This is a genomic window from Enterobacter sp. MF024, from assembly GCF_005843915.1.
Taxonomy (GTDB): domain Bacteria; phylum Pseudomonadota; class Gammaproteobacteria; order Enterobacterales; family Enterobacteriaceae; genus Enterobacter; species Enterobacter barmai.
The window spans coordinates 64,738-86,379 of the sequence record NZ_VCBB01000018.1 but is presented as its reverse complement, the minus strand read 5'-3'; the positions used below and the strand labels follow the sequence as shown (position 1 = coordinate 86,379).

The 21,642-nt window shown below is 56.3% G+C and carries 20 protein-coding genes and 2 pseudogenes; 12 read left to right on the top strand and 10 right to left on the bottom strand.

Annotated elements, in window-relative coordinates:
- Positions 1-2: 2 nt before the first annotated feature.
- Together glnL and glnA are read right to left on the bottom strand one after the other, a co-directional pair.
- A complete protein-coding gene (gene glnL / locus FFB58_RS20970) occupies positions 3-1,052 on the bottom strand; it encodes a nitrogen regulation protein NR(II) (protein WP_039032184.1) in 1,050 nt (349 codons plus the stop codon).
- A gap of 189 nt (positions 1,053-1,241) precedes the next feature.
- Positions 1,242-2,651, bottom strand: coding sequence for a glutamate--ammonia ligase (gene glnA / locus FFB58_RS20965; protein WP_039032183.1), 1,410 nt, complete (start codon positions 2,649-2,651; stop codon positions 1,242-1,244).
- Between the two features lie 388 nt (positions 2,652-3,039).
- Between glnA and typA the strand changes: the two genes are divergently transcribed.
- The 5 genes from typA (at position 3,040) to fabY (ending at position 7,888) form a co-directional block, all read left to right on the top strand.
- On the top strand, positions 3,040-4,863 hold the full coding sequence (typA, locus tag FFB58_RS20960) for a ribosome-dependent GTPase TypA (protein WP_039032182.1): 1,824 nt from the start codon (positions 3,040-3,042) through the stop codon (positions 4,861-4,863).
- A 130-nt stretch (positions 4,864-4,993) separates the two neighbouring features.
- A complete protein-coding gene (yihX, locus tag FFB58_RS20955; protein WP_039032181.1) occupies positions 4,994-5,593 on the top strand; it encodes a glucose-1-phosphatase in 600 nt (199 codons plus the stop codon).
- Positions 5,587-6,468, top strand: a complete 882-nt coding sequence (locus FFB58_RS20950; RefSeq protein ID WP_039032180.1) for a virulence factor BrkB family protein — start codon at positions 5,587-5,589, stop codon at positions 6,466-6,468. The genes yihX and FFB58_RS20950 overlap by 7 nt, the downstream gene beginning before the upstream one ends.
- Complete coding sequence (dtd, locus tag FFB58_RS20945) at positions 6,465-6,902, top strand: D-aminoacyl-tRNA deacylase (RefSeq protein WP_138370912.1); 438 nt, start codon at positions 6,465-6,467, stop codon at positions 6,900-6,902. Before FFB58_RS20950 ends, dtd begins: the two co-directional genes overlap by 4 nt.
- A 44-nt stretch (positions 6,903-6,946) precedes the next feature.
- Entirely contained in the window at positions 6,947-7,888 is a 942-nt protein-coding gene (gene fabY / locus FFB58_RS20940) for a fatty acid biosynthesis protein FabY (protein ID WP_039032178.1), read from the top strand.
- Between the two features lie 63 nt (positions 7,889-7,951).
- On the opposite strand, the gene FFB58_RS20935 is transcribed toward fabY, so the two are convergent.
- Positions 7,952-8,512: an Ail/Lom family outer membrane beta-barrel protein gene (locus FFB58_RS20935; RefSeq protein ID WP_039032177.1), complete on the bottom strand. Its 561-nt coding sequence runs from the start codon at positions 8,510-8,512 to the stop codon at positions 7,952-7,954.
- A gap of 172 nt (positions 8,513-8,684) precedes the next feature.
- Positions 8,685-8,945, bottom strand: a pseudogene (locus FFB58_RS20930) (alpha/beta hydrolase); the annotation flags it as partial.
- A 200-nt stretch (positions 8,946-9,145) separates the two neighbouring features.
- Between FFB58_RS20930 and FFB58_RS20925 the strand changes: the two are divergent.
- Both FFB58_RS20925 and FFB58_RS23105 read left to right on the top strand, forming a co-directional pair.
- A complete protein-coding gene (locus FFB58_RS20925) occupies positions 9,146-9,388 on the top strand; it encodes a ribbon-helix-helix domain-containing protein (RefSeq protein ID WP_138370910.1) in 243 nt (80 codons plus the stop codon).
- Positions 9,387-9,515: pseudogene (locus FFB58_RS23105) on the top strand (PIN domain-containing protein); the annotation flags it as partial. The gene FFB58_RS20925 and the pseudogene FFB58_RS23105, both read left to right, overlap by 2 nt.
- 39 nt (positions 9,516-9,554) lie before the next feature.
- On the opposite strand, the gene fdhE reads toward FFB58_RS23105, so the two are convergent.
- Genes fdhE through fdnG form a run of 4 tightly spaced genes read right to left on the bottom strand, consistent with a single transcriptional unit; the run spans position 9,555 to position 15,078 of the window.
- Positions 9,555-10,484, bottom strand: coding sequence for a formate dehydrogenase accessory protein FdhE (gene fdhE, locus FFB58_RS20915; protein ID WP_138370909.1), 930 nt, complete (start codon positions 10,482-10,484; stop codon positions 9,555-9,557).
- Entirely contained in the window at positions 10,481-11,116 is a 636-nt protein-coding gene (fdoI, locus tag FFB58_RS20910; protein ID WP_039032173.1) for a formate dehydrogenase cytochrome b556 subunit, read from the bottom strand. The genes fdhE and fdoI overlap by 4 nt, the downstream gene beginning before the upstream one ends.
- Complete coding sequence (gene fdxH / locus FFB58_RS20905) at positions 11,113-12,015, bottom strand: formate dehydrogenase subunit beta (RefSeq protein ID WP_039032172.1); 903 nt, start codon at positions 12,013-12,015, stop codon at positions 11,113-11,115. Before fdxH ends, fdoI begins: the two co-directional genes overlap by 4 nt.
- Before the next feature lie 12 nt (positions 12,016-12,027).
- Positions 12,028-15,078: a formate dehydrogenase-N subunit alpha gene (gene fdnG / locus FFB58_RS20900; RefSeq protein ID WP_138370908.1), complete on the bottom strand. Its 3,051-nt coding sequence runs from the start codon at positions 15,076-15,078 to the stop codon at positions 12,028-12,030.
- A 441-nt stretch (positions 15,079-15,519) separates the two neighbouring features.
- Here fdnG and fdhD point away from each other — a divergent pair, with 441 nt between their 5' ends.
- Positions 15,520-16,350: a formate dehydrogenase accessory sulfurtransferase FdhD gene (fdhD, locus tag FFB58_RS20895; protein WP_138370907.1), complete on the top strand. Its 831-nt coding sequence runs from the start codon at positions 15,520-15,522 to the stop codon at positions 16,348-16,350.
- A gap of 115 nt (positions 16,351-16,465) precedes the next feature.
- Entirely contained in the window at positions 16,466-16,678 is a 213-nt protein-coding gene (locus FFB58_RS20890; RefSeq protein WP_039032168.1) for a YdgH/BhsA/McbA-like domain containing protein, read from the top strand.
- Positions 16,679-16,719: 41 nt separating this feature from the next.
- On the opposite strand, the gene FFB58_RS20885 is transcribed toward FFB58_RS20890, so the two are convergent.
- Both FFB58_RS20885 and FFB58_RS20880 read right to left on the bottom strand, forming a co-directional pair.
- On the bottom strand, positions 16,720-17,043 hold the full coding sequence (locus tag FFB58_RS20885) for an AzlD domain-containing protein (RefSeq protein WP_103825275.1): 324 nt from the start codon (positions 17,041-17,043) through the stop codon (positions 16,720-16,722).
- On the bottom strand, positions 17,043-17,702 hold the full coding sequence (locus FFB58_RS20880) for an AzlC family ABC transporter permease (RefSeq protein ID WP_039032165.1): 660 nt from the start codon (positions 17,700-17,702) through the stop codon (positions 17,043-17,045). Before FFB58_RS20880 ends, FFB58_RS20885 begins: the two co-directional genes overlap by 1 nt.
- Positions 17,703-17,805: 103 nt before the next feature.
- Here FFB58_RS20880 and FFB58_RS20875 point away from each other — a divergent pair, with 103 nt between their 5' ends.
- From FFB58_RS20875 to FFB58_RS20865, 3 genes are all read left to right on the top strand, one after another.
- Positions 17,806-18,354, top strand: a complete 549-nt coding sequence (locus FFB58_RS20875) for an XRE family transcriptional regulator (RefSeq protein ID WP_039032164.1) — start codon at positions 17,806-17,808, stop codon at positions 18,352-18,354.
- Between the two features lie 21 nt (positions 18,355-18,375).
- The gene (locus tag FFB58_RS20870; protein WP_138370906.1) at positions 18,376-19,371 is read left to right on the top strand and encodes a LacI family DNA-binding transcriptional regulator; all 996 of its coding nucleotides are present in this window, start codon (positions 18,376-18,378) and stop codon (positions 19,369-19,371) included.
- A 104-nt stretch (positions 19,372-19,475) separates the two neighbouring features.
- Positions 19,476-21,599 (top strand): alpha-galactosidase, encoded by a 2,124-nt coding sequence (locus tag FFB58_RS20865; protein ID WP_138370905.1) that lies wholly within the window; start codon positions 19,476-19,478, stop codon positions 21,597-21,599.
- Positions 21,600-21,642 lie beyond the last annotated feature (43 nt).

The following is a 21,642-nucleotide window of genomic DNA, read 5'->3' as shown; positions in this document are numbered from 1 at the left end:
CTCTATTTCCTGATTGGCAGGTAAACCGAAAACTCGGTATGACCCGGCCAACTGGTAAATTCAATTTTGCCGGAATGCTGATCTATCAAATTACGGGCAATCGATAAGCCAAGCCCGGTCCCGCCTTCACGGCCGCTGACCATCGGGTAAAACAGCGTGTCCTGTAAATGGGAAGGGATGCCCGGACCGTTATCTTCAACGTCGATACGTGCCGCCAGGCGGTAGCGCGTGCCGTGCAGCGTCAGCTGGAACGCGGTGCGGGTGCGCAGAATAATTTCTCCGCCTTCCACGCCTAATGCCTGCAGGGCATTGCGCACGATATTCAGCAATACCTGCTCAATCTGGTCGGGATCGTGCGGCAGTTCCGGCAGGCTGGGATCGTAATCGCGAATCAGCCTGACGTTGTCCGGCAACTCCATCGACACCAGCTTCACGACGCGCTCGGCCACTTTGTGAATGCTTTCGGTAACATGCATGCCGGGCTGCTGTGGCCCTAACAGGCGATCCACCAGGTTACGCAGGCGATCGGCCTGCTCAATAATAACGTTGGTGTATTCCGCCAGCGCCGGGTCGGGTAGGGCTTTGGTGAGCAGCTGTGCCGCACCGCGCAGGCCGCCAAGTGGATTTTTAATCTCATGGGCGAGGCCACGCACCAGATCGCGGGCCGCAATCTGCTGGGCATGCTGAAGCTGCTCCTGGCTCAGGCGGCGCTGGTTATCCATGGGCGCCATTTCCAGCAGAATCAGCCCTTCCGGCAGCCGCTGCGCGGTCAGGGACAGAATATGCGAGCGCCCGTCGATCACCAGCGTAACTTCGTTATCGGTAAAGCCCTGTCCTGCCTGCAGGCTCTCCTGCATCAGGCCGATGTTCAGGGAAAAATAACTCAACAGCTCGGGCAGCGGCGCGCCAAACAGTTTGCGCGAGCTTTGCGCCAGCAACTGCTGGGCCGCGGGATTGGCGTAATGCACCGCCAGCTCGTCGTCGACCAGTAATATGCTGTTGATGAGAGAATTGAGGATCTGCCCAGCATCGGGCAGCGTGCCAGTTGCCATTCAGCAGTCTCCTGGAGTCGTTTGCACCATTTTAGTGCAGTATAGCGTTTCCGCGGTAAAAAGCGCGTGAGATCAGCTTGTTGACGGTGAAAAAAGCCCATCCGAAGATGGGCTGAAAAGTTTCCACGGCAACAAAAAAAACGGCTATTAATCTCGCGCGGAAAAAGGCCGCGCGACAGGGATTAATGATTAGACGCTGTAGTACAGTTCGAACTCAACCGGGTGCGGAGTCATGCGAACGCGGTCGTTCTCTTCCATACGCAGGGCGATGTAAGCGTCGATCGCTTCGTCAGTGAACACGCCGCCTGCAGTCAGGAACTCACGGTCTTTGTCCAGCTCCAGCAGGGCTTCTTCCAGAGAACCTGCAACCTGTGGGATCTCTTTCGCTTCTTCTGGCGGCAGGTCGTACAGGTTTTTGTCCATTGCTTCGCCCGGGTGGATCTTGTTCTTGATACCGTCAAGACCAGCCATCAGCAGCGCTGCGAAGCACAGGTATGGGTTAGCTGCCGGGTCCGGGAAGCGCACTTCGATACGACGCGCTTTCGGAGAAGCAACCACTGGAATACGGATAGAAGCAGAACGGTTACGGGCAGAGTACGCCAGCATAACTGGAGCTTCGTAGCCTGGGACCAGACGCTTGTAGGAGTTAGTGGTTGGGTTCGCCAGGGCGTTGATCGCTTTAGCGTGTTTGATTACGCCGCCAATGTAGTGCAGAGCCTGCTCGGACAGACCCGCATACTTGTCACCAGCGAACAGGTTAGTCCCGTTCTTGGACAGGGACATGTGGCAGTGCATACCTGAACCGTTGTCGCCAAACATTGGTTTTGGCATGAAGGTCGCGGTTTTACCGAAGCGGTGCGCAACGTTGTGAACAACGTATTTGTAGATCTGAATTTCGTCCGCTTTTTTGGTCATGGTGTTGAAACGGGTGGCGATTTCGTTCTGGCCAGCAGTTGCAACTTCATGGTGGTGCGCTTCAACAACCAGGCCCATCTCTTCCATGATTAGACACATGGTAGAACGGATGTCCTGTGAAGAGTCAACCGGTGGAACCGGGAAGTAACCGCCTTTGACTGCTGGACGGTGACCTTTGTTACCGCCTTCGTATTTGGTGGAGGAGTTCCATGCGCCTTCGATATCATCGATAGCAACGTGGGAACCGGACGTGGTCGCACCAAAACGGATGTCGTCGAACAGGAAGAACTCTGGCTCTGGCCCGAACAGAACGGTGTCTGCGATGCCGGTGGAGCGCAGGTACTCTTCAGCGCGTTTAGCGATGGAGCGTGGGTCGCGGTCGTAGCCCTGCAGGGTGCCTGGCTCGAGGATGTCGCAACGGATGATAAGGGTAGACTCTTCGAAGAACGGGTCAATGAGCGCGGTAGATGCGTCAGGCATCAGTACCATGTCGGATTCGTTGATACCTTTCCAGCCACCAATCGAGGAGCCGTCAAACATTTTGCCTTCTTCAAAGAATTCGGCATTCACCTGATGAGCAGGAATAGTGACGTGCTGTTCTTTACCTTTGGTATCGGTGAAGCGCAGATCAACAAACTTCACTTCATGTTCGTTCAGCATCGTCAAAACGTGTTCAGCGGACATACTTAACTCTCCAGATTGGTCATTGTCGTCGTGGTAACGAGGTCTTCAAATTCTGTGTAAGGCAGGCGATGTTGCCTTTTGTTGCCGTATTTTTACTAAGCGAAATCTGTGCCAACTTTTAAAACACCCCAAAAAGGCGTTATCATGCGCACCATAGTGCAAAAGGGCTGCACCAGGATGGTTTTGTTGCACCAGTATAGTGCTTCAATGTGAACATTGAGCACCATATTGGTGCAATTTACGTTAAAGTGCCCCTTTACCGCTCCGTGAAAGCGATCACAAAGCATCTCTGCGATACTTGTTTGCGGGGGATGTTTGTGATCCTGTTTTGTAGTGCGATTAATCCGTGTACAATAACGCGCTATTTCTAAATGCCTGAGGCAAAGTTGTGATCGAAAATCTGCGTAATATCGCCATCATCGCGCACGTTGACCATGGTAAAACTACCCTGGTTGATAAGCTGCTGCAGCAATCCGGTACGTTCGATGCGCGTGCCGAAACTCAAGAACGCGTGATGGACTCCAACGATTTGGAGAAAGAGCGTGGGATTACCATCCTCGCTAAAAACACCGCTATCAAATGGAATGACTACCGTATCAACATCGTTGATACCCCGGGGCACGCCGACTTCGGTGGTGAAGTTGAACGTGTAATGTCCATGGTCGATTCCGTGCTGCTGGTCGTTGACGCAATGGATGGCCCAATGCCGCAGACGCGCTTCGTAACCAAAAAGGCATTTGCCCATGGTCTGAAGCCAATCGTGGTTATCAACAAAGTTGACCGCCCTGGCGCGCGTCCTGACTGGGTTGTTGATCAGGTCTTCGACCTGTTCGTAAACCTGGACGCCACCGACGAACAGCTGGACTTCCCGATCGTTTACGCTTCTGCGCTGAACGGTATCGCAGGTCTGGACCACGAAGACATGGCTGAAGACATGACCCCGCTGTACCAGGCGATTGTTGACCGTGTTCCTGCGCCAAACGTCGATCTCGACGGTACCCTGCAGATGCAGATCTCTCAGCTCGACTACAACAACTACGTTGGTGTAATCGGCATTGGTCGTATCAAGCGCGGTAAAGTGAAGCCTAACCAGCAGGTTACTATCATCGATAGCGAAGGCAAAACCCGTAACGGTAAAGTCGGTAAAGTTCTGACTCACCTGGGTCTGGAGCGTATCGATAGCGACATCGCTGAAGCGGGCGACATCATCGCCATCACCGGTCTGGGTGAGCTGAACATCTCCGACACCATCTGCGATCCGCAGAACGTCGAAGCGCTGCCGGCCCTGTCCGTTGATGAACCAACCGTATCCATGTTCTTCAACGTCAACACCTCTCCGTTCTGTGGTAAAGAAGGTAAGTTCGTTACCTCCCGTCAGATCCTTGACCGCCTGAACAAAGAGCTGGTGCACAACGTTGCGCTGCGTGTTGAAGAAACGCCGGATGCTGACGCATTCCGTGTTTCCGGTCGTGGTGAGCTGCACCTGTCAGTTCTGATCGAAAACATGCGTCGTGAAGGTTTCGAGATGGCGGTTTCCCGTCCGAAAGTTATCTTCCGCGAAATCGACGGCCGTAAACAAGAGCCGTTCGAAAACGTAACGCTGGACGTCGAAGAGCAGCACCAGGGTTCTGTAATGCAGGCACTGGGTGAGCGTAAAGGCGACCTGAAAAACATGAATCCAGATGGCAAAGGCCGCGTACGTCTCGACTACGTGATCCCAAGCCGTGGTCTGATCGGCTTCCGTTCAGAGTTCATGACCATGACTTCCGGTACTGGTCTGCTGTACTCCACCTTCAGCCACTACGACGACGTTCGTCCGGGCGAAGTTGGCCAGCGTAACAACGGCGTTCTGATCTCCAACGGTCAGGGTAAAGCAGTTGCGTTCGCCCTGTTCAGCCTGCAGGATCGCGGTAAGCTGTTCCTGGGTCACGGTGCAGAAGTTTATGAAGGCCAGATCATCGGTATTCACAGCCGTTCTAACGACCTGACTGTAAACTGCCTGACCGGTAAGAAACTGACCAACATGCGTGCGTCCGGTACTGACGAAGCAACGGTTCTGGTTCCACCGGTTAAGATGACTCTGGAACAGGCTCTGGAATTCATCGATGACGACGAACTGGTAGAAGTGACTCCACAGTCTATCCGTATCCGTAAACGTCACCTGACTGAGAACGATCGTAAACGCGCAATGCGCGGTCCGAAAGAAGATTAATTTTCTTCTCTCCGTCCTCTGAAACCCCGCCTTCTGGCGGGGTTTTTTCTTTTCAGGGGTGCTCCGCGCCTCATAGCCAAACATCTTCTTTCCCGCTACAGTTACTTTTCACGGCGAAAAGGAGAAATACATGCTCTATATCTTTGATTTAGGAAACGTAATCGTCGATATCGACTTCAATCGTGTGCTGGGTGCATGGAGTAATTTCAGCCGCGTTCCGCTGGCCACGCTAAAGCAAAGTTTTACCATGGGCGAGGCTTTCCATCAGCATGAGCGCGGTGAAATAACCGATGAAGTCTTTGCCGAAAAGCTCTGTCAGGAGATGGAGCTTTCGCTCAGTTACGAACAATTTTCCCACGGCTGGCAGGCTATCTTTGTCGGTATCCGCCCTGACGTGATTGCCATCATGCACAAACTGCGCGAGCAGGGGCATCGGGTGGTGGTGCTCTCCAATACCAATCGCCTGCACACTACCTTCTGGCCGGAAGAGTATCCCGAAGTGAAAGCGGCGGCAGACAAGATCTATCTCTCCCAGGAGATGGGAATGCGTAAGCCGGAAGCGCGCATCTACCAGGCCGTTCTACAGGCTGAAGGATTCTCTGCCGGGGATGCCGTCTTTTTTGACGATAACGTCGATAATATAGAGGGAGCTAACCAGTTGGGTATCACGTCAATTCTGGTGACCGGAAAACAGACGATACCCGACTACTTTGCGAAGCAGTTATGCTAAAAAACGTTCATCAAAAAGCAAGCCACCACACCAGGCCGTTTCGTGCGTGGCTAAAACTTCTCTGGCACCGCATCGACGAGGACAACATGACGACGCTGGCAGGCAATCTTGCCTACGTGTCGCTGCTCTCCCTTGTGCCGCTGGTGGCTGTCATCTTTGCCCTTTTTGCCGCCTTTCCGATGTTTTCTGATGTCAGCCTGCAGCTGCGGCATTTTGTGTTTGCTAATTTCATGCCGGCAACCGGTGATGTCATCCAGAATTACATTGAGCAGTTTGTTGCTAACTCCAGCAAGATGACGGCGGTAGGTGCCTGCGGGCTTATCGTCACCGCGCTGCTGCTGATGTATGCCATTGACAGTGCGCTGAATACTATCTGGCGCAGCACCCGCGCGCGTCCGAAAGTGTATTCGTTTGCGGTTTACTGGATGATCCTGACCCTGGGGCCGCTGCTGGCCGGGGCCAGCCTGGCGATCAGCTCCTATCTGCTCTCGTTACGCTGGGCCAGCGAACTCAACAGCGTGATTGACGATGTGCTGCGTATCTTCCCGCTTCTCCTCTCGTGGCTCTCTTTCTGGCTGCTTTACAGCATTGTTCCGACGACGCGCGTGCCTAACCGGGATGCGATGACAGGGGCGCTGGTTGCCGCTCTGCTGTTTGAACTGGGCAAGAAAGGGTTCGCGCTTTACATCACCATGTTCCCCTCCTATCAGCTGATTTATGGCGTGCTGGCGGTGATCCCCATTTTATTCGTCTGGGTATACTGGACCTGGTGTATCGTCTTGCTTGGCGCGGAAATTACTGTCACTCTCGGGGTATACCGCGAGCTAAAAAAAGCAGCAGAAGCCGAAAAACAACGAGAAGCAGACCAACCATGATTGCATTGATTCAGCGCGTAACCCGTGCCAGCGTCACCGTGGAGGGGGACGTGACGGGCGAAATTGGTCCGGGACTTTTAGTCCTGTTGGGTGTCGAAAGGGATGACGACGAGCAAAAAGCCAACCGCCTGTGCGAGCGCGTGTTGGGTTACCGCATCTTCAGCGATGCGGATGGCAAAATGAACCTTAACGTCCAGCAGGCGGGTGGCAGCGTGCTGGTGGTGTCACAGTTTACGCTGGCAGCCGATACCGAGCGCGGCATGCGCCCGGGCTTCTCTAAAGGGGCTGCGCCGGATCGGGCAGAAGCGCTTTATGACTATTTTGTCGGGCGTTGCCGCCAGCAAGAGATGCATACACAGACCGGACGATTCGCTGCAGATATGCAGGTTTCGCTGGTCAATGATGGCCCTGTCACTTTCTGGCTCCAGATATGAGTGAGCTGACGGTATGGCCGCGGGTAACCAGAGAGAGTACAGCTATGTATCACCTTCGAGTACCGCAAACAGAAGAAGAGTTAGCGCTTTACTACCAGTTCCGCTGGGAGATGCTGCGTAAGCCATTACATCAGCCGAAAGGGTCGGAACGCGACGCCTGGGACGCCATGGCGCATCACCAGATGGTGATGGATGAAGAGGGCAACCTTGTCGCCGTAGGACGGCTGTATATCAATGCCGATAATGAAGCCTCTATCCGCTTTATGGCGGTGCACCCTTCCGTGCAGGATAAAGGTCTCGGCACGCTGATGGCGATGACGCTGGAGTCCGTGGCGCGTCAGGAGGGCGTGAAGCGCGTCACCTGTAGCGCGCGCGAAGACGCGGTGGAGTTTTTTGCCAAGCTGGGTTTCATTAATCAGGGCGAAATCACCGCGCCGCAAACCACCCCGATTCGTCACTTTTTGATGATCAAACCCATTGCCTCGCTGGATGATATTCTCCATCGCGCCGACTGGTGCGGTCAGCTGCAGCAGGCCTGGTATCAGCACATTCCCCTGAGTGAGAAGATGGGGGTGCGTATTCAGCAATACACCGGGCAAAAATTTATCACCACCATGCCGGAAATCGGCAACCAGAATCCGCACCACACGCTGTTTGCCGGCAGCCTGTTCTCGCTGGCCACGCTTACAGGCTGGGGGCTTATCTGGCTGATGCTGCGTGAGCGCCACCTTGGCGGCACCATCATTCTGGCCGACGCCCATATCCGCTACAGTCGTCCCATCACCGGCAAACCGAGTGCCGTGGCCGATTTAGGCTCGCTGAGCGGCGATCTCGATCGCCTGGCGCGCGGTCGCAAAGCCCGCGTGCAGATGCTGGTGGAGTTGTTTGGCGACGAGACCTCAGGCGCGGTGTTTGAAGGAACCTATATCGTGCTGCCCGCAAAGCCGTTTGGCGCCTATGAAGAGGGCGGGAACGAGGAAGAGTAATATCCAGCGTTGAGAGTTACCCAGGTGAAACGGGTAACTCTCGTTTAAAGCCAGCCCGCTGGTTTAAAAACGGTAGCCCATGCCGACGTTGAAACCATTTATTGCTTTGTTGCGATCCAGATTTGCTTTCGTGCCTTCATAGCCGAGATTAATAGAGAGCGCGTTGAACGGGTTCATTACCATTCCGACGCCCCACGCAAAAGACGCTGATTTTTCAGAAATACCGTTATGGTTCACTTCATTATTACCGTAAGTCATCCAGCGAGTATTTCCGGTTGCCTTCACCCAGGCTGTGCCGCCAACGGCATAGAAAGAGACGTAATCATTTAAACGATATGCCGGGCCTGCCAGCAAAGAGTAATAATTCAGATCTATATCATTATGAACAATATCGCTGCCCGTTAAATATGCCTGCTTAGCGTGCGCTTTCATCCAGGAGAACGAGCCAAGCAGGCTAAATGGTGAGCCGAATTCATAGCGGTACTGGGCATTTACGCCGTTCAGGTTGTCAAAGCCGTGCACTTCGCTGTGCGCAAAACCAACAGAAAAAGTGTGATTATTTGCCAGTGCCATACTGCTGGTGAGGGAGGCTGTCAGTAAAATCGCCAGAGAAAATTTATTCATTGATATAATCCATTAATCAAAGAAGTTAGATAATTAACAATAATGGTGGGAGGGGAATGTGATGATTATTCTTCCTTTATCACATTGCTTTGGGCGATTTATTCTGCTGTGCAGATTTTGGCGGTGCAAACTTTAATTACTTTATCGTCATTATGGTTATTCTTAATTTATTCCCCTTACTGACAAAACACCCGCCGTGATAATAGATAATGGCGGGCAGCCTTTCAGGTGCGTTGAGCGGCGAAAAAATGCGAAAAGTGATTCCGTCGAGCTCCTGCGTTGTTGCCTGAACACGAGTTTCACTCTCCCCGGCAAGCACCGTACTGGCAACGTAGCCTGCTCTCCGGTCATCAATACTCTGGCTACGCGAAGAGGGTTTCCCTGCGGCGATAAACTCCTGAACCAGTTGATCAATACCTTTTTCCAGTGCCATGAGTGCTTTCCTTTACCTGTATGAATAAACAGTTTTATAGCCTGGTTTTATGCAGATGAAAACAGAGGATTTTGGTGGGGATTTAAATCTGGAAAGCGGCTCGCAAAAGCGCGCGCTGCCTCAATAATTCGCTTTAACCACAAATTAATAACGTGTATTTTGCCTGAAAATTAACCGTTGACGAGATGCTGGGATGATATATGACTCTATTGGCGAAACTTGAAATGGGCAGAATACTGATCGATTTGTCGGATAACGTCATTCAGCGACTCGATAACCTCAAACAACTGCGAAACCAGCCTCGCGCTGAGTTGCTACGAGAAGCAATAGAGCAGTATCTCGACCAGCAAAGTTCTTCAGTTATTCGTGATGCGCTGGGTCTTTGGGGTAATGAGCAAGAAGGTGGGCTTGAGTACGAGCGTAAACTGCGTGATGAGTGGTGAGCATGGAATGAAACTGCCGGATGCCATCATTCTGGCTACAGCTCAAAGCAGAAATTGCCCATTAATCTCACGAAATACAAAAGATTTCGCCGGGATAGCAGGGGTCGTTTCGCCTTATCAGCTGTAGGCCGGGCAAGCCTGCGCCGCCCGGCACGATTACAGGAAATTACTCCCCTTCACCCGGGAACAGGAACGGGTTGATAGAGCTGCGGGCAAAGCCTTCCTGCTCCATTTTTGCGTCCAGAATCAGCGTGGCGAGATCGTCGGCGACGGCCTCCACCTTCGGGTCTTTCTCCTGATACAGAATCTTCAGGTAGGTGCCGCAATCGCCGCAGCTTTCGGCTTTCACCGCAGACTGCTCGTTTTCCAGCGACCAGTAGTGCAGGTCGCGGGTCTGCTCGCAGTTGCTGCATTTGATGCGCACCACGTGCCACTCGGTTTCACACAGGTTGCAGTGCAGATAGCGCAGGCCCTGAGTAGTACCGATTTGCACCATGCTCGACACCGGCATCGAACCGCACACCGGGCAGAACTGGCGCGCTTCACCGTATTCGGCACGGGCTTTCCCTGGGATCAGGCTGGCCATTTGCGCCCAGTAGAGCGACAGCGCCGCCCAGATGAACGGGGCCTTGTCGCTGCTGACGGAGGCAAAATCGGAGGCAAACAGCGCGCTCGCCATCAGCTCCAGCTCCTGCTCAGAGGCTTTTTCGAGGTTCTCGATCACCGCCAGCGCCGGGCCGCTCATCTCTGGCTTCAGCTCGGCAATCAGGGAGTGCAGCAACTTGTGCCAGTGCTTATCGCGCGGCAGAACGTGGATATCCAGCGGCGGTTTGCCCTGGGCGTTCGCCTCTTTGATGCGCGCGGTCAGGTCCATCTGCAGCGGATGGTCGTACAGCACCACTTCCTGGACGTGGGCGATCAGCGCCGCAAAGCGCAGATAGTCGCCGAGTGGGTTGCTCTCAGCCAGCTCGCGCAGGCGTTCCGCGCGGCGGTTGTAGAGGTTTTTAAGTCTGGGGAACAGTAACGGCGGAATCACTTCCGCCGTGCGTTTCTCGCTCGAACCCAGCTCATCTTGCGGGATTATGCGAATACTCATTCAGATGGCTTTTCCTGTTTCTGGCGGACTTCCCGGTACCAGCGTGGGTGATGTTTCTTCGCCCACGTCTTAGTTACCCAGCCTTCCACCATCGCGGTAATGGTGCCTTTCACCCAGAGGGCGGCGTAAATATGCACCATGATAACCACAATCAACGCCACTGCTGCAAATGAATGCAGCATTAACGCAAATCGGATCACCGGGATTGAGAAAGCAGGTGCGAAATACGGACGCCAGATGATCACGCCACTCACCAGCAGCAGTACCAGGAAGATAATCGCCGCCCAGAATACGCATTTCTGGCCGAAGTTATAGCGTCCGGTATCACCCACTTCCTCGTTGACGACGATCTTACGAATATTCTTCGCCCAAAAGATATCATCCCGATTGATTAGGTTGTGGTGCCAGTAGCGGAAAAACATGATGATGAATGAAGCGAACATCACCACCCCGACGAACGGGTGCAGGATGCGCGCCAGCTGCGGCGTACCCAGGATCTGCATCAACCAGTTGAAGGAGGGGAAGAAGAACCCCAGCCCGCTTATCGCCGCCAGCATGAAGCAGAAGGCGGTGACCCAGTGGTTGATACGTTCCGGCGCCGTGTAGCGCACGATGGTGTCACGTCTTTTCATTTGCGCACCTCGTCTTTCTCTTCATGCAGGTTGTCTTCATCCTCGTCTGCACGGTTCGGACCGACACCGACATAGTGGAAGATGCTGGCAGCGAAGGTTGCCGCAAAGCCTACGGCGGCCAGGGGTTTCCAGATGCCTTTCCAGAATTTAACCGTGGCGCTGATTTCCGGGTTCTCCGGCAGGCCGTGATAGAGATTCGGCTTGTCGGCGTGGTGCAGCACGTACATCACGTGCGTACCGCCAACACCGGCCGGATCGTACAGGCCTGCGTTGTCGTAACCACGGGTTTTCAGCTCGGCTACGCGCTCGCCCGCCAGCGTTTTCATATCCTCTTTGGAGCCAAAGTGGATAGCGCCGGTTGGGCAGGTCTTCACGCAGGCCGGCTCCTGGCCGACGTTCACGCGGTCGACGCACAGCGTACATTTGTAGACGCGGTTGTCTTCCGGGTTCAGTCGCGGCACGTCAAACGGACAGCCGGCGATGCAGTAGCCGCAGCCAATGCACTGCTCAGACTGGAAGTCGACGATACCGTTGGCATACTGAATGATAGCGCCTTCAGACGGACAGGCCTTCAGGCAGCCCGGATCGGCGCAGTGCATACAGCCATCCTTGCGGATCAGCCATTCCAGTTTGTCGTTCTGCTCCACTTCCGAGAAGCGCATTACCGTCCAGGATTTGGCGGTCAGATCGGCAGGGTTATCGTAAACCCCGACGTTGTGACCCACTTCATCACGCAGATCGTTCCACTCCGAACAGGCCACCTGACAGGCTTTACAGCCGATACAGGTGGTCACGTCGATAAGCTTCGCCACTTCCTGCTGGTGGTCCCGCGCCTGAGGCGCGGGGGTAAGACCGTTAGTCGCGGAACGACGAATAATGTCTTGCGATTGATAAGCCATAAGTCGTCTCCGTTACACCTTTTCCACGTTCACGAGGAAGGCCTTAAACTCCGGCGTCTGCGTGTTCGCATCGCCGACGAAAGGCGTCAGGGTGTTGGCAATAAACCCTTTCTTCGCCACCCCTTCGTAACCCCAGTGGATCGGGATACCGATGGTGTCCACCTGTTGCCCGTGAACGTTCAGGGTGCGAATACGCTTGGTCACCACCGCTTTGGCCTTGATATAGCCGCGGTTGGAGGAGACCTTTACGGTATCGCCCTGAACGATGCCAAGCTTGTTCGCCAGCTTCTCGCCGATCTCCACGAACTGTTCCGGCTGCGCGATAGCGTTGAGCAGCGCATGCTTGGTCCAGTAGTGGAAGTGCTCGGTCAGACGGTAGGTGGTGCCCACGTACGGGAACTTGTCCTTTTTACCCAGCGCTTCAAGATCGCCCTTAAAGATTCGGGCGGCCGGGTTAGAGATCACGTTCGGGTGCAGCGGGTTAGTGCCCAGTGGCGTCTCAAACGGCTCGTAGTGTTCCGGGAACGGCCCTTCCGCCATCTTATCGATGGCAAACAGGCGGCCCATCCCTTCCGGCTGCATGATAAACGGCCCGACATCGCTGCCCGGTGCGGCGGCGCTGTAGTCCGGAATATCCACGCCGCCCCACTTCGCGCCGTCCCACTTCAGCAGCTGACGCTTCGGATCCCACGGCTTGCCCTGCGGGTCTGCGGAGGCACGGTTATAGAGAATGCGGCGGTTCAGCGGCCACGCCCATGCCCAGCCCAGCGTATTGCCGAGGCCCGACGGGTCGGCGTTATCGCGGTTGGCCATCTGGTTGCCTTTCGGCGTCCAGCTACCGGCGAAGATCCAGCAGCCGCTGGAGGTGGTGCCGTCATCGCGCAGGTGGGCGAAGGTGCTGAGCTGATCCCCTTTCTTCGCCAGCACGGTGCCGGTGGCCGGGTCGATGACGTCCGCCAGCGCCTTGCCGTTGCTCTCCATCGCCACTTCTTCTGGCTGCGGATTTTCCGGCGTCGCGTAGTTCCAGGTCATGTTCAGCACCGGCTCCGGATTAGCGCCGCCTTCAGCCGCGTACATCTTACGCATACGCAAGAAGATACCGGCCAGGATCTCGCCGTCGTTCATGGCGATACCCGGGGCGTCCGCACCTTTCCAGTGCCACTGCAGCCAGCGACCGGAGTTAACGATAGAGCCGTTCTCTTCCGCGAAGCAGGTGGAGGGCAGACGGAACACTTCGGTCTGGATCTTCGACGGATCAACGTCGTTCGACTCGCCGTGGTTCTGCCAGAAGGTCGAGGTTTCGGTGTTGAGTGGGTCAATGGTCACCAGGAACTTCAGCTTCGACAGCGACGCCACAACCTTGTTCTTGTTCGGGAACGAGGCCACAGGGTTAAAGCCCTGGCACAGATAGCCGTTGACCTTGCCCTGGTTCATCATCTCGAAGTACTGCAGGACGTCGTAACCTTTATCCCACTTCGGCAACCAGTCAAAGCCCCAGCTGTTCTCGGCTGTGGCTTTATCCCCATAGAAAGCCTTCATCATCGAGACGAAGAATTTCGGGTAGTTGCTCCAGTAGTTAACCTGGCCTTCCAGCAGCGGCTTAGGCGTGCTGGCCGTCAGGTAGGTCTGAAGATCGGTCTGTTTCTCGCTCGGCAGGTTCATGTAGCCCGGCAGGCTTTGCGACAGCAGGCCGAGATCGGTCAGGCCCTGAATGTTGGAGTGACCGCGCAGGGCGTTAACGCCGCCGCCTGCCATCCCCATGTTGCCGAGCAGCAGCTGCACCATTGCCATGGTACGGATGTTCTGCGCGCCGACGGAGTGCTGCGTCCAGCCCAGGGCATAGAGGAACGACGCGGTTTTGTCGTGAGCGCTGGTTTCGGCGATGTACTCGCACACCTTCAGGAAGTCGGCCTTCGGCGTACCACAGATGGTCTCGACCATCTCCGGCGTATAGCGGGAGACGTGCGTTTTCAGCAGGTTCCACACGCAGCGCGGATGTTGCAGGGTGGTATCGCGTTTCGCAAAGCCGTTTTCATCCAGCTCATAGTTCCAGCTGGTTCTGTCGTACTTGCGTGCCTGCGCGTCATAGCCGCTGAACAGGCCGTCGTCGAAGCTGTAATCCTCACGCACGATCAGGCTGGCGTTGGTGTAGGCCTCGGTGTATTCACGGTTATATTTTTCGTTAGTCAGCAGGTACAGCAATACGCCTGACAGGAAGGTAATGTCAGTACCGGAACGAATTGGAGCATAGAAGTCGGCAACCGACGCCGTACGCGTGAAACGCGGATCGACGACAATCAGCTTCGCGCCATTGTGGATTTTGGCTTCCATCGCCCAGCGGAATCCCACCGGATGCGCTTCTGCCGCGTTCCCACCCATCACAACGATGAGGTTGGCGTTTTTCATGTCGACCCAGTGGTTGGTCATCGCACCGCGACCAAATGTTGGAGCAAGACTTGCTACCGTTGGTCCGTGTCAGACACGCGCCTGGTTGTCGACCGCGAGCATACCGAGTGCGCGCGTGAATTTCTGCGTTAAATAGCCTGTTTCGTTACTGGAGGCAGACGCACACAGCATGCCGGTGGAGAGCCAGCGGTTGACGGTGGTGCCTTCGGCGTTTTGCGCCATGAAGTTGGCATCGCGGTCTTGCTTCATGAGCTTAGCGATGCGATCGAATGCCTCTTCCCAGCTAATTTGCTGCCATTTGTCGGAGCCAGGAGCGCGATATTCCGGGAATTTCAGACGGCTTTCCGAGTGGATGAAGTCCACCAGACCTGCCCCTTTCGGGCACAGCGCGCCGCGGTTAACCGGGTGATCCGGGTCGCCTTCGATATGGAAAATAGATGCTTTGGCGTTTTTCGCACCGTCGCCGAGGCTATACATTAACAGCCCACAACCGACGGAGCAGTACGTACAGGTATTACGGGTTTCGCGGGTGCGCAGCAGTTTGTACTGCCGTGTTTCCGCCAGCGCGACGCCGGGCGCAAAGCCCAGTGCTGCTGCCGTGGTGCCTGCCATACCGCCAGCGCAGATCTTAAAGAACTGCCTTCTGCTGACCTGCATGGGTCACTCCTTGTTTCGACATTGCCACCTTTTACAGGGCGTGTCGCAGGTGCGTTTTGCTGCTTACCTGCAACGCGCATTATTCAGGTGCATATAGTTTTACTTTACGGTTACAAAATAACCGGAAAGGGATGGGATCTTTTATTCCCTCAATTCCGCGAGGGATATGGCTCAGAATACCACATTGTCGGTAGGCTTGTTTGAATGGAGTTAAAACAACGTGAACGAAATCTAAGCGTGCTAATTTAAAAATGTGAACTAAATCACTTTATTAACCCTGCGTGTTACAAGGCTGTAGCAACCCGCTCAACGGGCTCCCCCACAGGGAGTAACGCCGCCTGACAGTTGCTCTACTGAAAAATTGATCCATCTCCGGCGCGAAGTCCCGCTATTTGTGGTGCAATAGCGCCCTTACTTGCGAAGTTGCCCAGGAATGAAGTCGTGTCAAAAGAGAACCGAGATACCCCCTCCCAGCCCGTCGGCGTTGTGACCTGTGAGGTGCGCAGACCCCCGCAGCTCAATCAACCCATTGCGGACTGGCTGGCGCAGGAAGTGCCTGTGGCGCTGGTTTATAACGGTATCTCGCACGTCGTGATGATGGCTTCGCCAAAAGATCTGCCCCTGTTTGCCCTCGGTTTTTCCCTCTCGGAAGGGATTATCGACCACCCGCAGGAGATCTACGGGATGGATGTGGTCCCGGTCTGCAACGGCATGGAAGTGCAAATCGAGCTCTCCAGCCGACGCTTTATGGCCCTCAAGGAGCGTCGCCGCGCGCTGGCCGGGCGGACCGGCTGCGGGGTTTGCGGTGTGGAGCAGTTGAACGACATCGGCAAACCCATCGCGCCGCTGCCCTTCACCCAGACCTTTACACTGACCAACCTCAATATTGCGCTGCAAAATCTTAACTCGGTACAGCCGGTAGGGAACCTGAGCGGGTGTACCCACGCCGCCGCCTGGGTACTGCCGTCGGGCGAAATTGCGGGCGGGCACGAAGATGTCGGACGCCACGTGGCGCTGGACAAGCTGCTGGGCCGACGGGCTGGCGAAAGCGCCGTCTGGCAGCAGGGGGCCGCGCTGGTCTCCAGCCGGGCAAGCTATGAGATGGTGCAAAAAGCGGCGATGTGCGGCGTGGAGATCCTGTTTGCGGTATCCGCAGCTACCACCCTGGCGGTTGAGGTGGCCGAGCGCTGCAACCTGACGCTGGTGGGTTTCTGCAAGCCAGGAAAAGCCACGGTATATACCCATCCGCAACGCCTGATTGTTGATCAGTAATTTTGAATGATATTAGCAAATCCTTCCGCTATCAGTTGTCGGTGATGAGGCCTATTATTTATCACATCAAGGCACAACGCCTTACAACAAACAACTTATCGCAAGGGTCTCTATCATGAAAAACATCAAAACTTTTGTCGCTGTTATCGCTCTGGCTACTTCTTTCGGTTCTTTCGCTGCTCAGACTGTCACCGCATCTGCCAGCACCATTGACGGCGCAGAAGCGAAAATTGCCGCACAGGCTCAGCAGGCTGGTGCATCGTCTTACACCATTACTCAGGCTTTCACCGGTAACCGTGTACACATGACCGCTGAACTGAGCAAATAAGCACAAAGCATCTGTCGAAAGAGCGCCCCCGGGGCGCTTTTTTAGTTTATGCCCGCCAGGCGTAACAGCGCCGTCACCACTGCCGCCGCCACGATCACGAAAATCAACGGTACTTTGCGCCAGGCGAGGAATACCGCAAACGCCACGCCCAACACCCGCGCCATTCCGGCAAAATGTTCCCCTTCGTAGAAGGTGGTCGCCAGCGCCACCGAAAACAGCAGTACCGTTGCCGCATCCGAGAGCAGCGCCTGGGAGCGTTCCGACAGCGCTAACCGGCTGCCCAGTTTTGCTCCACCGAGACGCATCAGATAGGTGCCCGCAGAGAGCAGGGCAATGCCGAGAATAAAGACGGTCATGTTTTCCATTATTTCTTCCTCGTCGCAAGGCCAAGCAGAGAGAGCAACACCGGCAGGCCCACCGGCGCAAAGGGAACCGCGGCCAGCGACAGCGCCGCACCGCTACAGGCGCGGATAAGCGTCGTGCGGTTCTTAAAGGCGGGCACCACTAAGGCCAGCAAAATGGCCGGGAATACCGCATCCAGCCCGATGGTTTCCGGGTCGGGCAGCAGCTTGCCGACCATCGCCCCCAGCAGTGTGCCCAGCGGCCAGATGATTGCCACGCCCAGACCGCAGAGCCAGTAGGCGGCCTTGCGCTGTTCCGGCGTTTTTTGCGACAGGCCAAACACCACGCTTTCGTCGTTCATAATGTGGCAGCCCAGCAAGCTGGCGCCGCGCTTGCCGACCAGCTCGCGCACCGTTACGCCAAAGGGCACATGGCGGGCATTGACCAGTAGCCCGGCCGCCGCAGCGGCAAGCGGATTGCCGCCGCTGGCAACAATGCCGATAAACATAAATTCCGACGCGCCCGCCAGCACCGAAATGGAGAGCACAAACGGCACCCACAGCGGAAAGCCATACGCCATCGCCAGCGAGCCGTAGGACATCCCCACGACCCCCACCGCCAGGCACACCAGAATAATCGCTTTGATGGTGTCGCCTTTAAGACTTGAGAGAGAGTGTTTCATACAAATTTAGCCATATCGAACGAGTATCCATTATAATGAACGCAATAAATTCGTTTATCAAGATGAACGATTCGTTCGATATAACAGTAAAAGAGGCCGTTTTATGACGCAGCCAATTAGCGTGATCGCCAAAAGTCTGGTGCGAGAACGCATGCGAACCGGGCTTTCACTGGCGGAAATTGCCCGTCGTGCCGGGATCGCCAAATCCACACTCTCGCAGCTGGAGTCCGGCAACGGCAATCCCAGCCTCGAAACCCTGTGGTCGCTGTGCGTGGCGCTGGATATCCCCTTTGCCCGTTTGCTTGAACCCCATCAGCCTGCCACCCAGGTTATCCGCCTCGGCGAAGGCACCAAAGTGGTGGCTGAACAGGCAAACTATGAGGCAATTTTACTGGCGGCCTGCCCGCCGGGGGCCCGACGCGATATCTACATTCTGATGGCCCAGCCCGGCGCCGACCGTATCTCGCATCCGCACCCGCCGGGTTCGGTCGAACATATTATTGTGATGAAGGGGCGGGCGCTGATTGGCCTGATCGACGCACCCGAGGAGCTGGGGCAGGGGGACTATATTTGCTATCCTGCCGACCAGGCGCACATCTTCAAAGCCCTTGAGCCCGATACCTATGCGCTCATGGTGTCGGAACAAAACTAATACCCAAAGACACGGATAATCATGTCGCTTAAAGCCATTGCTAAAGAACTGGGACTGTCGGTAACGACGGTAAGCCGCGCCCTCAACGGCTATTTTGACGTTTCCAGCGAGACGCGCGCCCGCGTGGAGGCCGAAGCGCAGCGACGTGGCTATCGCCCGAACACCCTTGCCCGCCGCTTGAAGATGGGCAAGATCGACGCCGTGGGGCTGGTCTTTCCGGTGCATCCCGTTCCGCTCAATAACAGCGTTTTTATGGAGATGGTCGGCGAAATTAGCCACGAGTTAGCGCGACATGAGATCGACTTACTACTGATTGCCGACGACGACCTGGCCGACAAGCACAGCTATATGCGCATGGTGCAAAGCCGTCGCGTGGATGCGCTGATTGTGGCGCACACGCTCGATAACGATCCGCGTCTCGAACAGCTGCAGGCCGCCGGGTTCCCCTTCCTGGCGCTCGGTCGTAGCCATCTGCCGGAGCCCTACGCCTGGTTTGATTTTGATAACTATGCGGGCACCCACACCGCCGCCCAGCGTCTGATTGCGCGCGGGCATCAGCGCATCGCCTACCTGGGGGAAAGCCACAATCAGGCGTTCATCACCCAGCGCCGTCAGGGCTACCTTGCTGCCCTGAAAGAGGCGGGGCTCTCCAGCGAATGGCTGCGCACCATGCCGCCTTCACGCCGCGCGGGCTACACCACCACGCAGGAACTGCTGGCGCTGGATGTCCCGCCGACGGCGATCGTCACCGACTGCAACACCCACGGCGATGGCGCGGCGATGGCGCTGGCGCAGATGGGGCGTTTAACCGGCGAGCACGCCGTATCGCTGGTGGTCTACGATGGCCTGCCGCAGGACAGCATTGTCGATATCGACGTGGCGGCGGTGATCCAGTCCACTCGTCAGGGGGTGGGCAAGCAGATTGCCGACATGGTGCTGCAGCTGATTAACGGCGGCGAACTCAGCCAGCTGCAGGTGCTGTGGCAGCCGGAATTCTCTCCGGGCCAGACGGCATAATTTTCCCCAATTTCTAAAGCCGATCACAAAACCGAAACGTTTTGGTTTGTATCCGAAACGTTTCGGATCAAAACTCAGGATATCCCGATGACAGGAGATGTCCGATGCAAGAGGCTATTTTACGACTGGCGAGCGAAACGGTGGATGTGGTGATCAAAACCCACCCGTTCGCCGAAATTCTTTACTGGGGACCCCACCTTCGCCACTTTTCGCCGCAGGATGCGGCCACGCTTTCCCGCCCGGTTGCCAACGGCAGACTGGACGTTGACTCGCCGGTTACACTGATGGCGGAGCTGGCCCACGGCCTGTTTGGCGCGCCGGGCATTGAAGGCCACCGCCAGGGGCTGGATGGTTCGCCGAAGTTCAGTACCGTTGCGGTATCGCAGCAGGGGCAAACCCTGACCCTAACCGCCGAAGACCAAAACGCCGGTCTGCGTCTGACCAGCGAGATTGCCCTCGATGACAGCGGCGTGCTGGCTGTTCGTCACGGCCTGACCAATCTCAAAAGCCAGCCGTGGCAGGTTGAGCGCCTGGCCGTCACCCTGCCGTTGGCGGAACGCGCCCGGGAAGTGATGGCGTTTCATGGCCGCTGGATCCGCGAGTTCCAGCCGCATCGCCTGCTGCTGGAGCACGACAGCTTTGTTCTCGAAAACCGCCGGGGGAAAACCTCCCACGAACATTTCCCGGCGCTGATTAGCGGCACGCCGGGCTTTAGCGAAATGCAGGGCGACGTCTGGGGCGTGCATCTGGGCTGGAGCGGCAACCATCGCCTGCGCGCCGAGGCCAAAACCGATGGCCGTCGCTATCTGCAGGCCGAAGCGCTTTATCTGCCGGGTGAGATGGCGATTAGCGAGGGCGAAACCCTCTGGACGCCACGCCTCTACGCCAGCTACTCCGCGCAAGGGCTGAACGGCATGAGCCAGCAGTTCCACCGCTATCTGCGCAGCAACATCATTCGCTTCCCGGAGAACAAACCGCGCCCGGTGCATCTCAACACCTGGGAGGGGATCTATTTCAACCACGATCCTGAGTACATCATGCGCATGGCCACCGAGGCGGCTTCGCTGGGCGTCGAGCGCTTTATCATTGATGATGGCTGGTTTAAGGGGCGTAACAATGACCAGGCCGCGCTGGGCGACTGGTATCTCGACGAGCAAAAATACCCCAACGGCCTAACGCCGGTGATTAACCATGTGAAAGATCTCGGGATGGAGTTTGGTATCTGGGTCGAGCCGGAGATGATTAACCCCAACTCCGATCTCTACCGCGCGCACCCGGACTGGGTGCTGGCCCTGCCGGGGTACGAACAGGCCACCGGACGCCATCAGTGGGTGCTGAACCTTAACATTCCTGCCGCCTTCAACTACCTTCTGGAGCGGATGAGCTGGCTGCTGGGTGAGCATAAGATTGACTATGTGAAGTGGGACATGAACCGCGAGCTGGTGCAGCCGGGGCATAACGGCAAGGCCGCCGCCGACGCCCAGACCCGACAGTTCTACCGCCTGCTGGATGCTCTGGGCGAGCGCTTCCCGCACGTGGAGTTTGAATCCTGCTCCTCCGGTGGGGGACGTATCGACTATGAAGTGCTGACCCGCTGCCATCGCTTCTGGGCGTCCGACAACAACGACGCCCTGGAACGGAATACCATCCAGCGCGGCATGAGCTACTTCTTCCCACCGGAGGTGATGGGCGCGCATATCGGTCATCATAAATGCCACGCCACCTTCCGCCAGCACAGCATCGCTTTCCGCGGCCTGACGGCACTGTTCGGGCATATGGGGCTGGAGCTGGACCCGCTTGCCGTAGACGAGCAGGAGCGCGAGGGCTACCGGCACTATGCGGCGCTGCATAAGCAGTGGCGCGAGGTGATCCATCGCGGCACCCAGTGGCGCGTGGATATGCCCGACAGCACCACCCTGGCGCAGGGGATTGTGAGCCAGGATCAGGCCCAGGGGCTGTTTATTGTCACTCAGATGGCGATGCCGGATTACACCCTGATGATGCCGCTGCGCATGCCGGGACTGGCGGCCAACGCCCGGTACCGCATCACGCTGCTGGATCACCCCAATATCCGCCTGACCGGCGAAGGGGGACATACCATGCGCAAGCTGCCGGCCTGGATGGAGGCACCGCAAACGGTGAGCGGCGAATGGCTGATGCAGGCGGGGCTGGCGCTGCCGGTTCTGGATCCGGAAACCGCCATTCTGATTGGCGTTGAACGCGTATAAGGGCAATGGGCCGGGCAAGCGGCCCTGAGTTAAGGATAAAAAT